Raw genomic sequence first — 14,375 nt, 5'->3', positions numbered from 1 at the left:
GAAGAAATTAACAATTAAAGACGCCAGAATGCGGGAAAGCCGATGGCTACGGAGCCGCTTCCTTGTACGTATATGTATGGTACTAATCGTTTGTAACGCCGATTTCCGAAGCCCCTGCATCTTTCTTTTGCTTTGCACGTACTAACGTCGATTTACTGATTCCCGTCATGGATTCGACTTGCGTATACGAATGTGTTACCAGAAGCGAAAGGGCATGTTCGACTTGTTTGCGGTTGAACTTATTCGGACGACCTTCGCGGAAGTCGTCGCGTTGTTTGGCGATCGCCTTGCCTTCTTGCGTCCGTGAAACAATTAGATCGCGTTCGAACTTGGCGAAGGCAGAAAAGATCGTAAGAATAAGGTTTCCATTGGGCGTGTCTTCAATCGTCCCCATATTCATGACGTATATCTTTACGCCGCGTTTGAATAGTTCCTCTACCGTCGTTAAGGCGTCAATAGTGGAGCGGGCGAAACGGTCAAGCTTCGTCACAACTAATTGATCATCTTACATATTCAACAACATGAAGTGTGATGGATGACAGACACCAAAATGTGTCTGTCGTTCACAATTGATTCTGTGCATCAAACGAAAAAAAATGACACTATGTATGATGGCAAAGGAGGAGTTAATATGAGCAACCGATTGTCGCTCATATATGGAGCAATAAACCTACATATTTTGAACAGATGAGTATTGATCTGAAAAAACTTGGTTTTCGTGGTATCGATTTAAACATGGGATGCCCAGTACAAAACGTCGCATCCAATGGAAAGGGTGCTGGATTAATACAACATCCTGAAGTTGCAGCAGAAATTATTCAAGCAGCAAAAGTAGGCGGATTACCAGTTAGTGTTAAGACAAGATTGGGTTACCATGATATTGACGAGTGCCGCGATTGGTTAGGACATATATTGAAACAAGATATTGCGAATCTTTCCATTCACCTTCGTACAAAAAAAGAGATGAGTAAAGTAGATGCACACTGGGAACTAATCCCTGAAATGAAAAAATTACGCGATGAAAATTCTCCAAATACGTTGTTAACCATTAATGGAGACATTCCTGACCGCGCAACAGGATTACAATTAGTAGAACAATACGGCGTTGATGGAGTCATGATTGGCCGCGGCATTTTCACCAATACCTATTTTAGATCAAGAATTAGATTGAAGCATACCCACCTGTGCATGATTAAAACAATGAGAGACCTCCCACAAGTTCAATGAACTCATGAAAGGTCTCTCATTTTTGCACTATGTGATCAAACGGAGTTTCCTCATAAGGAAACTCTTGATGCTACAGACTTCTCAGCCTATATACACATCTATAAAGTTATACATCCACTGATATATCATATGATAAAAACTCAAGCAGTTTTTGTTCATGCTTGTCGAGCATAATCTGTTCCGGCTTGATGCCCTGCTCACGCAGTACTTCAATGTTCTGCACGAGGAACTCGTCGCTGCCGACAACATAAAAGAGTCCATCCTTGTCCGCAGCAAGACTTTTCACTTCTTCATAGTAGTCTTTACGGTTATCGACAAACTGTGATGTGAACTTCTTGTCAGGTGCGGATTCAAAAATATTAGTGAATAAGAAATCTTTTGATGAATCGATGTTCAAGGAATGAATTTGATTGACGTTGTCAGCACGTTCGAAATAATCAAGTACAAGCGGTCTCAAAGTTGCCAGGCCGACACCTGATGACAGCAGGTAAACATTTTTGTCTTCTCTTTTAAGCGGTATATTCGAATGAGTTTTAAATATTGCAACTTCATTGCCGACTTCAAGATCTCTTAAAATCGTTTTAAACTCAGAGCACTGCTCTCTGATGCGAGTTGTGATCCCTATTGAATTTTCATGCGGTAAAGTAGAGATTGACATGTGACGAATTAGGCTACGGTTTGGTTTATCTCCGGCATTAAAACCTTCCAGTGCAAAGTGGGTGTGGGAACCTTCTTCCCATGTAAAGCCTTCCGGACAGTCGAGCAAGTATGTTTTAACCTCAGGCGTTTCTTCAATAATCTTATTTATTTTAGTCCAGTGTATTTGCATTATATATTCTCCTTACTCAATTATATGTAGCGTTATTATCTAGTATATAACAAGTGATAACAATTCTCAATTAAAAAGATTAATTATTTAAGTAAATTTATGTAACTTTAATTCACTGTCAATTTAAACAAAAGGATTGGGTAAAAAACAATTCACCTTAACACATACAGTGCAGGAACGGCAAAACCACTATCAATTTCGTAAGGAGGACACGATCTTATTCGATTACCGCGCCCGATTGTGGAATAACAACAAACTCATATTAGCTAGTATTGTTAAATAAGGTGATACTATTTTATAATTCATATCACATAACCTTTTTATTCTTTTGAAAGTACTTTGCATTTTTAATTCTCGGAATAACTCTATTTATTGCTATTAGCAGAAAACCAAGCATGCAATACACAAAAGTGAAACCTACAATAACTAAAGCCACATTTGCATAGCTGCCAACTCCATCAGGTATGTGACTATTCGGATTTAGAAAGAAATAAGGATAGAATCCATCATACATTCCTCTTATTAATGATATAGCGTCGTAAAGTATTGAGAAGGATAACCAAAACTGTCCCCTTATTGGCTACTGTGAAAATATTATTATTTTATTCTAGTAGGACATCAATGCATCATCTACGTTCTGCAACAACTCAAGCAACTCCCTACCATGATAATCCGTTTTTCTTTGCTCATCTTCTTTGAAATCTGATTCTAATCTATATTCTGACGTTTTGTATTCATCGATATAACGATTTTCACATGTGTTGGGATGCCCAGTACAAAACGTCGCATATAGAACTCCAGTTCCGATCACTCATTTTGATTATACTGGGAAATCTCATTTTTTCATTTTAAAAATCCATTCACGTTCGACAAGGAACAGAAATTTTCACATGACTTCCGCCTGTATTCAAGTCATTGTGCAACTGAAGCGTACCCTTATGAATTTGTATCACTTTATTAGCAAAAGCGAGTCCAATGCCATAATGCCCTGTATTGCTTCTGCTCTTATCGCCCGAGTAGAACATCTCCTTTCCTCTTTGGAGCGCTTCTTCTGTAAATCCCGGACCTTCATCCACAATCTCTAAACTGACCATATTCCCTTCAAGATAAGCCGTTAAAATTAATGACAGACCTGCAGGTGTAAAGTCTAAACCATTCATCAAAACGTTCATCAACGCCCGCTGCATTAAATGGACATCAACTTCCCAAGTCGCTTGAATAGGAATACGATTATCCAATATAAAGGATACCCCTCTGTTCAAAGCGATAGCCTCTGTATCCTTCTGAATCGCCAGTACAAAATCCTGAATTGGTTCCCGCTGAACCTGCTTACTAAACGTCTCATCGCTCTGTGACATTTGTACGAGCAGCTTGATATAATGCTCTACCTGCTGCGATGCAGCGATAATCTCCTTTGTGAACTCTTCTTGCGCTTCTTCCTGTGAGCTCAAGCTCAGCAATTCGGCATTGCCTCTAATGATCGTAATCGGGATTTTAATATCATGAGCTAGAGCGCTAATTTGCTCCTGCTTGCTTCTTTCTTGCACAAGCTGGGCTTGTATTGACTTCTGTAATGCAGTTCGCAAACTATCCAAAGATTCCATCACCTGTTGAAACTCCGTAATCGAAGAGGTCCCTACCACAAAATCCAATTCCTCTACCTTGATTTGCTCTGTAATCGTATTGAGCTTGGAGAACTCGATTCTCATCAATTTGGCGAACCGACGAATATTTCCGAACAACACTCCGAAAAAACAGGCAATAGCCAGAACAGTATAGACAACTGCTGGCGTAGGGATCAACTTACGCAAAATAGGATTTGCAAATTGAACAGCCAAACGGTAACGGATCACGACGTACTCATCGGAGCTTTCAATCGGAGTGTAGACCGCATTGCCTAGTCCGCTAATGTAATTGCCATCGGTTGCCTTTCTGGCCTTCTTGATTTCGGTTTGACTCATATTGCCGCTAACAACGTCCAGATGCTCCTTACTGAGAACGACATAATGCAACCCTGTGGGAATCATCTCAGGTGTCACACTCTTTGCCAGTTGAATCGTCTCTTTCGCTTGTGTAACTAATCGCTCTGAGTAGTTAGCCGGATGCAAAACTCCCAACATTAATCCAATAGTAGGAACAAGAACCGTAATCAAACCGATAGCCACTAATGTCACTGATATTTTAAGGGTGAATTTGAATAGATACGTCTGGAATGAAGATGTCTTTACTTCCATATATAGCCCACGCCCCAGACCGTCTCGATCGGATAACAATCGTATACTTTAAATTTCTTACGGATAACGCGAATAAACTCGGAGATAACCTTAATTTGCGTATCACTATCATAATCATACACCGCTTCGAAAATCTCCTCTTTCGTATATACCTTGCCGCGATGAGTCATCAGATACTCACTGATCAAATATTCGTTTTTGGTGAAATCCAGCAATTCGCCCTTCACTCGAACTTCCTTCTTATCAAAATCAAATAAAATATCACCTGAGGCCGCCTTATGCGTGTGTTTGTCCCGGTTTTCCCTACGCAAATGAGCCTCGATCCGGGCATTCAGCTCCATAATGCCAAACGGCTTGGTGATATAATCATCGCCGCCCGACATCAACCCCTGCACGATAGCTGCTTCCTCCGTTTTCGCCGTCAGAAATAGGATAGGGCAATCAACGCTATCCCGAATTTTCCGGCATAGCTCAAAGCCATCTACTTCTGGCATCATGACATCGAGTAAAATTAAATCATACCCACAGAAATCCTCAATCGCTACACCCCTGACTGATTCCAGCACTGTTACCTCATGGGCCTTCAATTGCAATGCACTTTTGATAATCTTCAGAATGCTCAAATTGTCATCTATCGCCAATATTCTGGCCATCTATTCACCTCAATTATCCTGTCAAACGTCGTCCTTCCCAATTACGAAACCAGAGCATACTAATCACAAGTATACAGAAGGTCATCGTTCCCATCCAGATCAAACCGCTCTGAATCGCTGCTCCATTTCCGATTCGGATCGCCCAAGCCCATGGCAGATAGATCCAGACCATATCACCCAAATTGGTTTCTGCCAAAGCGGCCACGATCATGCCTAGAAATCCAACCAGGCTACAAATCCCGATCCCGAATAAATAACCGAGCACTAAGGACAAGCAGTACATAAATATAACGCTAATGAACATAAGCCCACTTGTACGAAGAACAGAGCTATAGTCTATCCCCTGTACTCCAAGCATCCATCTCGCGGATGCTGCAAAACCGACTACAGCGAGTACAAGCGAGAATAATCCCATCGTAAGCAGCATACCCAACTGACCCAAATAACTAGCAACCTTACTAGAACCCTTCCCCAACATGATCTGAAACTGTCCAGCCTGCTCCTCCTGATTGGTTATAAGACCGCATATAACGGCGATGACTAAAGGATAGGAAAACCCCACCAATTCAAATAAAACTCTAAACAAGTAGCTAGCCTCAAGAGCGCCTATTCTGCCAACATACAATAAATCAAGCATGATCACCAGTATGATCGGTATCCCCACATGCAGCCAGAAAAACAAGCTATGCTTTTGCTTTATAAATTCAGCTTTATAACTACACCAGAATTTGTTCATTTACAGTACCTCCCCACGCTTAAAGCTCTGACTAGTTAAATACAATATAATACCTAACAACATCAGGCTTAGTATAATTCCAACCGGGAGAACAGATCTGTCAAGCAGAGGACTGCTTTCTGGGAGAGGAATTCCATTAGGATGAAGCTTCAATAGACAGGCCTCCAGCCGCAATGACCACCCCCATGGGTTGGCCCACCACCATTTTTCTGGAGCTGAGATAGCTCCTAGACCGACACCAAGCATGCAGTTAACAATCATCAGAATAAAGAAGTTCACTTTTCTAACCAGCCACAGATAAAAAGGGATCTGCCACAACGTCAACAGCCAACAGAGAAATAGTGCCGCGACAATATTCATAATCGTGGCTAACTCCGCATTAAATACTCCTGTTAAGCCGAGCAGAAAAAGGAAACATCCAAGCAGTAAAGTTGAAAATAAACTATAGATTGCGAGCAGTGCATTTTTAGAAAACCAGCTTATTTTCAGGTCGATCGCAAAACTAAAAATCGTCTTATATTCCGTCGATCTTTGCTCAAGATTATGATTCAGCCCAACCAGTAAAGCAATTAAGGCTGGCATCCACATCAGTGCCCAGTGATTCATCATCGTCAACAGCGTCCATTTTATAACTTGCGGACCTCCCATAGAGCTGAAGCCGTATGCAACCAAAGTACACAGAATCGGGATGAAAATCATCATTTTCCGCAGCGTCGTTCGTCTTGTCTTCAAATGTTCGGATAATAAGTATCGCTTCATGAATTCTGCCTCACCTTCTGCTGATTCTCAGAGACAACGCTCATGAACAGTCCCTCCAGATCCTCCTCATGAGAGACCTTACCTTGATAACCCAAAATACCGTGACTTACGATACCAATATCATCAGCAACATGCTGAACCTCGGATAGCATATGGCTCGATAAAATGACCGTAATGCCCTGATTTGGAAAGGACTTGATCAGTTCACGCAATTCTTGAATCCCAATTGGATCAAGACCATTCGTTGGTTCATCAAGAATAAGCAACTTCGGATGATTCAATAAGGCGATCGCAATCCCAAGCCGCTGCTTCATTCCCATAGAGAAATGCCCCACCCTTTTGCTACCTGTCTGTGTTAAATCAACGATTTCCAATACTTCATCGATCCTTCGTCTAGGCAAGCCTAACAAAGTCGTGTGTACCTGCAAATTTTCTCTAGCCGTCAAATTTCCGTACAGCGGGGCTTGCTCAATCAATGAACCGATTTGGTTCAAATCCTTACGGCTCCAAAGGTGGCCTCCAAACATAATTTCACCTGACGTTGGCTTAATCAAGCCAGTCAGCATTTTCAACGTCGTTGTTTTTCCCGCTCCATTAGGGCCAAGCAGGCCATAGATGCTATTTTTACGTACTTGCAAAGATAGCTGATTCACCGCTTTTTCTTTCTTAAACAATCTCGTTAGATCCTTTGTCATTACTAAAAAATCTTGATTCATTTTGCCTCACTCCTTCTCTGGAATCGATATTAGCAAAAAGATTTCAAGATTTTATCAAGATCTATTGATTGTCATTAAAAATCACCAAATAAAAAGCCCCTCATCAGTACAAACACTGACGAGAGGCTTACTTTATTCACAACAAGGAAATTGCATTGGTTAGTCGAAAAGCATTGATGTATTAAGGGGCTTCCCTTATTACATCATGCCGCCCATAAGATGAAAAGCTGTAACATCGTTAACGGTGTGTCCTAAATGTGCGATATATCAGCTTTTTTCAAATTTCAATCTGTAACATCTTGCACATTAGTTAACGATTTTAACTTGATCGCGTTAGCAATTGTTAGCATACAACTCCATGTACGACAAAGTTTTTTGATCAGAGAGGCGATGCTTTATAAATAAGTATCGCTTTTCTGTTGTTTGATCTCACAGTTCACATGCACAGTATGCGGGAACAGGTCGACAGGTTGCACGGATTGAAGCGTGTAGCCGAATGGCAGCAATTCAGTTATGTCCGTTGCGAGTGTGTCAGGATTGCATGATACATAGACGATCCGTTTTGGTTTGGAGCGTCCAATGCGGCGCATCACTTTCCCGCCAGCTCCGTGAATTTAGATTTTACGTCGAAATGTTTGCGAAATCAATACGACTACATCAAAAATAATGAGAGACCTCCCAAAAGTTCAATGAACTCATGAAAGGTCTCTCATTTTTGCATTACAGGCTTCTCAGCCTGATTACGCACGGAGCGTTTTTCTGCTCCATCGACGATGAAATCTACCGCTTAAGCGCGGTCGCTCATCATCGAATTACTTCGATAATGATTTCATCACATCATTCCACCCATTCCACCCATGCCGCCCATATCAGGCATGCCTGGCTTATCTTTTTCTGGCTTATCAGCGATTACCGCTTCAGTTGTCAAGAACATAGCCGCAACAGATGCTGTTGTTTACTTTATTTTTTAATCAGATCGGAAATTTGAAGTTGCCTTTGTATAATCATTGCTACTTCTGCTCTAGTAATGTTAGCTTTAGGTACTAACAAGTTATTATTTCTGCCTGAAATGATACCTGAGCTCACGCTGTCTGCAACGCCATCCAGCGCCCATTCAGATACAGTGCTAGCATCAGAAAATGAACGAATTACATCGAGATTGGATTGATTTGTTGCACTTTCTTTTAGCCCTGTAATTATCATCGCTTTAGACACAATTAACATTGCTTGCTCACGCGTAATTTTATCATTCGGACGGAAAGTTCCATCTTCAAATCCATTAATTAGATCATATTCATATGCAGTCTGAACTGCACTGCGGTACCAAGCTGTTGTACCTACGTCTGTGAATAAACTATTTTCTTGTGATAAACTCAGTCCTAGCCCACGAACAATAATAGCAGCGAACTCGGCTCTAGTAATATCCTGATCAGGATGATACATCCCATTTCCTGTTCCGTTTACAACCATCCTAGATCCCATATTATTGACTGCTGCCTTCGCCCAATGATTCTCGACATCAATAAATGATAACGGATTCCAGACAACAGAGTAAGTACTATTGGTCAAGCTTTGAATGACCGCATAATATCTGTCACCGACTTTAGTAATTTGAGTCGGTATATGTCTAACTGAGCCATCTGGTTCTACAACTATACCCGTTGTTATTTGGTTCGGATCGGTCCCTTCTGGAATAGCTATCGTACGCTCAACATAGGCGTTGAATCGCAATATCTCTACTGTACGCCCGTCATACTCCACGCTAACCTTGAAGTTAAGCGGTGGAGCAACTTGTGTTAACCCTTCACGATTAACTGCAGCTTCGACAATTTTCAACATGTCCTTGAGCGGTTCAGCAATTTCGATTAATAATTTCATATCCTCTAATGCCACATTTGCTCCAAGCTGAGAAGAAATTGCTGTAATATCAATTTGTTCTGCTGATATCGTGTATGAAGCATTATTCGTTTGTAGTACAATAATCGCTTGCTGCTTTTCCATGTTTTTAATTATACGCCCATTAATCTCACCAATAACGACATTACTATCTGTTGTAACAGGAATCGTAATGACTGCTTGCTTACCTTCCTCTTCTAACCGTTGCATCAACTTTTGATCATGTACTGCAACTGTAATCACTTTTTGTCCATTTATTTCAGAAATCGTTGCAGTACCTGCGTCCACAACCTTCCCGTTAACTAATACATGAACTGCATTTCCTGAGGGCTCAGGTAGACCGACATCAGTATACACTGCTTTTACAGGTGCCGCATTCACTTCGTTAACGGTAACCGTAATTTCCTCGCTGTCACTAAGCACTCCATCGCTAACAACAACTTCAAAGGTGTAGCTTCCGGGACCTTGTGCTTCCGTTGGTGTCCATGTAAATACGCCTGTCGCTGAATTAATACTAGCTCCTGTCGGTGCATTAACTAAACTGTACGTTAGTGTATTCGCTGGCAGGTCTGTATCTGTTGCCGTTGCCGTAAAGGTAAGCAGCGTTTCTTCATCTACCGTTTTGTCTCCGATTGCAGCTAGTACTGGTGCTGTGTTCACTTCGTTAACCGTAACCGTAATTTCCTCTTCATCACTTAGCAAACCATCACTCACGACTACTTTAAATGTGAAGATGCCGGGACTTTGTGCTTCCGTTGGCGTCCATGTAAACACACCAGTCGTAGCGTTAATGCTTGCTCCTGTCGGCGCATCAACCAGTCTGTACGTCAGCGTATTCGCTGGCAGATCTGCATCTGTTCCCACTGCCGTAAACGTTAACTGACTTCCTTCATCTATCGTTTTGTTGCCGATTGACGCAAGCATTGGAGCTACATTCACTTCATTTACTGTAACCGTAATTTCCTCTTCATCTGTTAATGCTCCATCACTTACATGAACTGTAAACGTATGGCTAGACGGGCCTTGGGCTTCCGATGGCGTCCATGTGAATACTCCAGTCGCTGAGTTTATACTTGCTCCCGTCGGTGTGTCTATTAAGCTGTACGTCAAGATAACCGAGTCCGGGTCTGTAGCTGTTGCCGTAAAGGTTAGCTGACTTCCTTCATCTATCATCTTGTCGCCAATTGCTGCAAGCACTGGCGCTGCGTTCACTTCATTTACCGTAATCGTCATTTCCTCTTCATCTGTTAATGCTCCATCAGTTACGGAAATCATAAACGTATATTTTCCGGGACCTTGGGCTTCCGTTGGTGTCCATGTGAACACACCTGTTATAGCGTTAATGCTGGCTCCTGTTGGTGCATCAACTAGGCTATACGTCAGCGTATTCGCTGGCATGTCAACATCCGTTGCCGTTGCTGTAAACGTAAGCAGCGTTTCTTCATCTACCGTTTTGTCTCCAATCGCTGCAAGTACGGGTGCAGTGTTGACCTCGTTGACCGTAACCGTGATTTCCTCTTCATCACTTAGCGCGCCATCACTTACGACAACTTTAAGTACAAAGCTTCCGGGACCTTGCGCTTCCGTTGGGGTCCATGTGAACACACCTGTCGTAGCGTTGATGCCTGCTCCTGTTGGCGCATCAACCAGGCTATACGTCAGCGTATTCGCTGGCAGGTCTGTATCTGTTGCCGTTGCTGTAAACGTTAACGGACTGTCTTCATTAACCGACTTGTTGCCTATTGGAACTAACACTGGTGCTATATTCACTTCATTCACCGTAATCGTAATTTCTTCTTCATCTGTTAAAGTTCCATCACTTACGTGAACCGTAAACGTATAGCTAGACGGACCTTGCGCTTCACTTGGTATCCATGTGAATACACCCGTCGTAGCATTGATGCTTGCTCCTATCGGAGCGTCAACTAAGCTGTACGTCGTCAAGATAGCCGAATCTGCATCTGTCGCTTTTGCCGTAAAGGCTAGCTCACTTCCTTCGTTCACCGTCTTATTACCGATGGCACCAAGTATTGGGGCTGCATTAGTCTCGTTAACCGTAATGGTAATTTCCTCGCTGTCGCTAAGCACTCCATCGCTAACAATGACTTCAAGGGTGTAGCTTCCCGGACCCTGTGCTTCCGTTGGTGTCCATGTAAACACACCTGTTATTGGATTAATGCTCGCTCCTGACGGCGCTCCTACTAGGCTGTACGTCAACGTATTCGCTGGCAGATCTGCATCTGTTGCTGTTGCTGTAAAGGTAAGTAGTGTTTCTTCATCTACTGTTTTGTTTCCTATTGCACCAAGTACTGGTGCCTCATTTACCTCATTGACCGTAACTATGATTTCCTCTTCATCTGTTAATGCTCCATCACTTACGATTACTTTAATTATAAAGCTATCTGGTCCCTGCTCTTCCGTTGGCGTCCATCTGAATACACCCGTCGTAGAGTTAATACTTGCTCCTGTCGGAGCGTTACCCAAACTGTACGTTAATGTATCTCCCTCCGCATCTGATGCTGTTGCTTTAAACGTTAGGAGATCTCCTTCGTTCACGTACTCGTTGCCTATCGTCTGCAAATTAGGCGCAGTGTTCACTGACGCTGCATAATTAATTTCAAGTCTAGGATCAAAATCTGTCGGATTCAACACATCTGAGGCTGCCTCCATACGAGATGGGAAAACTAGAAATAAAGAAAAAATTAAAACGATCGATAGAAAAATATGAATACCAATTTTATTCTTCATGCATTTTTACCACCTAACCATTTAATAGGATTACAACATGAAAATTTCCTTGAAAGTAAAACTACAAGGCAGTTTTCAGAAACTACTGCTTCGGCGGAAATACACCTTCCAATTGCAATAATTCTCCACCATAACTATTGCCTATAACACTGTATAAAGCAGCATTTGTTGAATATTCTTTATTTGCCCATTGCATAGTGCCCAGACTACCGGTGCATAATTTCCAGCAAATAATTTTCTCCTACATATGGATCCATGACTACACCTCCTAATTTCTTGACGGTTAAATTCCTTGCAGCGCAATACAAAATGAAACAGCAATATATGGCTGCATGTTGTTGTAAGCTTGACTGGCACCCGTAGTTCCAATAGCTGCCGCATTCATCGTAGTATTAGCAGTATCTGCATATATTGGACGTGTTGACACGGTCACTGCCCATGTATTGCCTTCTGCCTTAGACTTATCTGCGTTTTCCAAGCTTTCTAGCGCCTGATGTGTCGCCGTCGAAGGAAGTTCTTGCTGTTGGTTTTTGGTGTGCAAGCAATCTTGCTTGTGATTTCTTTTATTATATATCAAAACGAAGTGGAATTTTGTAATTCAGATTACATTACCCTTTATTTATATCAAAACAAATCGCATTTTGAATTTTCCATTCTTCTCTGGTCAGTTCATTGTCGTTGAGTAGGGCAAACAAGATGATCTACTTTTTGTCAGTTGATCCATTCGCTTTTCTGCCCGTGTAACCTTGCGACTTGACTTCATCGCAGATGTCAATTGCATTCGCACAAAATATTGGCAATGGGTACTCAATCCCATGGAATAACTACCGGATTAAACATACCCGTTGCAGCCAACGCACGACTTCTGCTCGTGTACACAGATACCGTAACTGCCGGACTTGACGTCGCCACTACGATACAAGGCTACGCAAGCGCTGGAGTCAATATCAAATAAGACGCTCCACCCACGAGCATCATAATCTCATTCAGGATGCGAGCCTACAGGCTCGTCTCCTGATATTCATCCTATTGTGATAAAGACGTTTTAGTTTTATTCGAGCATCGACGGTAATAAATCGCTGTGTCTTCGGTTAGCATCGGCTGACTGTATGGGGCACCTAAACAAGTTTGCGCCAATTTGACGACTTCGCCGCCTTGTTCTCCCTCAGGGCAAATGCTATTGAACATCCTCAAGCTGCCCCAGCGTCAAACCAATATCCGTTTCTTCTGTAGTCGCCGAATGATTTCCAGCCTAGTTCAGAAGGTGCGCTGTGCTTGGCTTTTTTATCGCGTGAGGTTTGGATAAAATGCTATTTTCAAAGTTTATTAATATGTGATTTACAATAGTGTGATGCGACCTGGTCATTCACCCTTGATATCGGTCGAGATCCACTCACGGGTAAACGAATCCAAAGACAATTGGGCGGGTTTAAGACTAAGAAGGAGGCTCAAGCTGCATGCGAGGTGATGCATACGGAGCTTGCGGAGGAAACCTACATAGCAGAAAAGGAGATGTTATTCTCCACTTTAGTTGAAGAATGGCTGAAGCTCTGTGAAGCCACTGTCAAAATTAGTACCGTACGTGTTCGAAAGCATGAAGCATCTCGATTGCTCGATTATTTTCAAAATCATCAGGTGAAGAGCATTACCCGGAAAGCTTATCAAAAGGCCTGCTAGACTTGTATGAGCGCGGCTTTGCGTTAAATACGATTGCCGGCGTTCATTCCACAGGACAAATGCTATTTACCAAGGCAATAGAGTTAGAAATTATCAAAAACGAACCAACACAATATGCAAAGTTGCCTCGCCCCCAGAAAACAGTTGAGGAAATTGAAGCGGAAGAAAATAAAGTAAAATACCTCTGCGCAATAAAAAAGAAAGATTTAGAATTAAAGGAACATGCGTTGTCAGTAACGAAAACTTATTATAATCCAACTAATCGAGCAACTGAGTATCATTTGCTGACACCTAAGACAAGCACATCGAAACGAACCATCGAGCTAGACCCACTGGTAGTTAAAGAGCTAGAAAAGCTAAAAGCTCATCAAAACGAGCTTAAGATGCTCCATCGAGATGTGTATTACGATCAAGATTTCGTATTTGCCAAAACAGAGAAGGATATGGGCTATTCTGATTTCATTAAAACGAGCCAAAACCGCATGAGAAGACTTCTAAGGCTCGCTGGATTGAATGAGACACTAATTCTCCTCATAGTCTACGTCATACGCATACTTCGTTGCTTGCTGAGGCCGGAGTCGGCATTCATGAAATAATGGAAAGATTAGGGCACCAGAACGAAGAAATCACAAAGCGTATGTATCTCCACATAACAAAATCAATGAAGAAAGAAGCATCACAAAAGTTCAGTGATCTGATGAAAGGTGTTTAATATAAATACTGTCCTAGGAAGTTTAGGACAGTATTTATATTTCTACAATGAAGCATCTCCTGCCGTCCAACAATATCCAAATCAGTGTCTCCTCCTTTTCTTAAAAACAAAAGACACCTTAGAGCAATTTCCATCACTCTAAAGTGTCTTCATTTTACACAATGTGGGCAATCAGTGTTGCCCCGAGG

14 protein-coding genes and 3 pseudogenes are annotated in these 14,375 nt (G+C 42.0%); 5 read left to right on the top strand and 12 right to left on the bottom strand.

Features of this window, described 5'->3' with window-relative positions; translation table 11 throughout:
• Window positions 1–82 precede the first annotated feature (82 nt).
• Window positions 83–502, bottom strand: a pseudogene (locus AC1TO9_RS18825) (recombinase family protein); the annotation flags it as partial.
• Window positions 503–633: 131 nt separating this feature from the next.
• Between AC1TO9_RS18825 and AC1TO9_RS18820 the strand changes: the two are divergent.
• Window positions 634–1,147, top strand: a pseudogene (locus AC1TO9_RS18820) (tRNA dihydrouridine synthase); the annotation flags it as partial.
• A gap of 186 nt (window positions 1,148–1,333) precedes the next feature.
• Here the strand turns inward: AC1TO9_RS18820 and AC1TO9_RS18815 are convergent.
• From AC1TO9_RS18815 to AC1TO9_RS18765, 11 genes and pseudogenes are all read right to left on the bottom strand, one after another.
• On the bottom strand, window positions 1,334–2,056 hold the full coding sequence (locus AC1TO9_RS18815) for a dihydropteridine reductase (protein WP_482060146.1): 723 nt from the start codon (window positions 2,054–2,056) through the stop codon (window positions 1,334–1,336).
• Window positions 2,057–2,663: 607 nt separating this feature from the next.
• A complete protein-coding gene (locus AC1TO9_RS18810; protein WP_482056219.1) occupies window positions 2,664–2,867 on the bottom strand; it encodes a hypothetical protein in 204 nt (67 codons plus the stop codon).
• 49 nt (window positions 2,868–2,916) lie between these two features.
• On the bottom strand, window positions 2,917–4,290 hold the full coding sequence (locus tag AC1TO9_RS18805; RefSeq protein ID WP_482060145.1) for a sensor histidine kinase: 1,374 nt from the start codon (window positions 4,288–4,290) through the stop codon (window positions 2,917–2,919).
• A complete protein-coding gene (locus AC1TO9_RS18800; RefSeq protein ID WP_482056217.1) occupies window positions 4,281–4,943 on the bottom strand; it encodes a response regulator transcription factor in 663 nt (220 codons plus the stop codon). The genes AC1TO9_RS18805 and AC1TO9_RS18800 overlap by 10 nt, the downstream gene beginning before the upstream one ends.
• 13 nt (window positions 4,944–4,956) lie before the next feature.
• A complete protein-coding gene (locus tag AC1TO9_RS18795) occupies window positions 4,957–5,679 on the bottom strand; it encodes a lantibiotic immunity ABC transporter MutG family permease subunit (RefSeq protein WP_482060144.1) in 723 nt (240 codons plus the stop codon).
• Window positions 5,680–6,438: a lantibiotic immunity ABC transporter MutE/EpiE family permease subunit gene (locus AC1TO9_RS18790; protein ID WP_482060143.1), complete on the bottom strand. Its 759-nt coding sequence runs from the start codon at window positions 6,436–6,438 to the stop codon at window positions 5,680–5,682.
• The gene (locus AC1TO9_RS18785; protein ID WP_482060142.1) at window positions 6,435–7,154 is read right to left on the bottom strand and encodes a lantibiotic protection ABC transporter ATP-binding protein; all 720 of its coding nucleotides are present in this window, start codon (window positions 7,152–7,154) and stop codon (window positions 6,435–6,437) included. Before AC1TO9_RS18785 ends, AC1TO9_RS18790 begins: the two co-directional genes overlap by 4 nt.
• A 395-nt stretch (window positions 7,155–7,549) precedes the next feature.
• Window positions 7,550–7,762, bottom strand: a pseudogene (locus tag AC1TO9_RS18780) (hypothetical protein); the annotation flags it as partial.
• A gap of 352 nt (window positions 7,763–8,114) precedes the next feature.
• Window positions 8,115–11,798, bottom strand: coding sequence for an S-layer homology domain-containing protein (locus tag AC1TO9_RS18775; RefSeq protein WP_482060141.1), 3,684 nt, complete (start codon window positions 11,796–11,798; stop codon window positions 8,115–8,117).
• Window positions 11,799–11,939: 141 nt separating this feature from the next.
• Window positions 11,940–12,179 (bottom strand): tail fiber protein, encoded by a 240-nt coding sequence (locus AC1TO9_RS18770; RefSeq protein WP_482060140.1) that lies wholly within the window; start codon window positions 12,177–12,179, stop codon window positions 11,940–11,942.
• On the bottom strand, window positions 12,082–12,375 hold the full coding sequence (locus AC1TO9_RS18765) for a phage tail protein (protein WP_482056267.1): 294 nt from the start codon (window positions 12,373–12,375) through the stop codon (window positions 12,082–12,084). The genes AC1TO9_RS18770 and AC1TO9_RS18765 overlap by 98 nt, the downstream gene beginning before the upstream one ends.
• Before the next feature lie 198 nt (window positions 12,376–12,573).
• Here AC1TO9_RS18765 and AC1TO9_RS18760 point away from each other — a divergent pair, with 198 nt between their 5' ends.
• From AC1TO9_RS18760 to AC1TO9_RS18745, 4 genes are all read left to right on the top strand, one after another.
• The gene (locus AC1TO9_RS18760) at window positions 12,574–12,753 is read left to right on the top strand and encodes a hypothetical protein (RefSeq protein WP_482060139.1); all 180 of its coding nucleotides are present in this window, start codon (window positions 12,574–12,576) and stop codon (window positions 12,751–12,753) included.
• Window positions 12,754–13,175: 422 nt separating this feature from the next.
• Window positions 13,176–13,475, top strand: coding sequence for an Arm DNA-binding domain-containing protein (locus AC1TO9_RS18755; protein WP_482056262.1), 300 nt, complete (start codon window positions 13,176–13,178; stop codon window positions 13,473–13,475).
• Between the two features lie 2 nt (window positions 13,476–13,477).
• Complete coding sequence (locus AC1TO9_RS18750) at window positions 13,478–14,071, top strand: hypothetical protein (RefSeq protein ID WP_482056211.1); 594 nt, start codon at window positions 13,478–13,480, stop codon at window positions 14,069–14,071.
• On the top strand, window positions 14,035–14,187 hold the full coding sequence (locus tag AC1TO9_RS18745) for a hypothetical protein (RefSeq protein ID WP_482056210.1): 153 nt from the start codon (window positions 14,035–14,037) through the stop codon (window positions 14,185–14,187). Before AC1TO9_RS18750 ends, AC1TO9_RS18745 begins: the two co-directional genes overlap by 37 nt.
• Window positions 14,188–14,375: the final 188 nt, after the last annotated feature.

The sequence above is a fragment of the Paenibacillus sp. Y916 genome, from assembly GCF_056786435.1.
The sequence above is the reverse complement of the archived record's forward strand: the minus strand, read 5'-3'. Positions and strand labels throughout refer to the sequence as shown.

Coding starts and splice junctions, on each gene's coding strand:
- AC1TO9_RS18815 (WP_482060146.1), bottom strand. CDS start 2,056: ATGCAAATACACTGGACTAAAATAAATAAGATTATTGAAGAAACGCCT.
- AC1TO9_RS18805 (WP_482060145.1), bottom strand. CDS start 4,290: ATGGAAGTAAAGACATCTTCATTCCAGACGTATCTATTCAAATTCACC.
- AC1TO9_RS18800 (WP_482056217.1), bottom strand. CDS start 4,943: ATGGCCAGAATATTGGCGATAGATGACAATTTGAGCATTCTGAAGATT.
- AC1TO9_RS18795 (WP_482060144.1), bottom strand. CDS start 5,679: ATGAACAAATTCTGGTGTAGTTATAAAGCTGAATTTATAAAGCAAAAG.
- AC1TO9_RS18790 (WP_482060143.1), bottom strand. CDS start 6,438: ATGAAGCGATACTTATTATCCGAACATTTGAAGACAAGACGAACGACG.
- AC1TO9_RS18785 (WP_482060142.1), bottom strand. CDS start 7,154: ATGAATCAAGATTTTTTAGTAATGACAAAGGATCTAACGAGATTGTTT.
- AC1TO9_RS18775 (WP_482060141.1), bottom strand. CDS start 11,798: ATGAAGAATAAAATTGGTATTCATATTTTTCTATCGATCGTTTTAATT.
- AC1TO9_RS18770 (WP_482060140.1), bottom strand. CDS start 12,179: ATGCGGCAGCTATTGGAACTACGGGTGCCAGTCAAGCTTACAACAACA.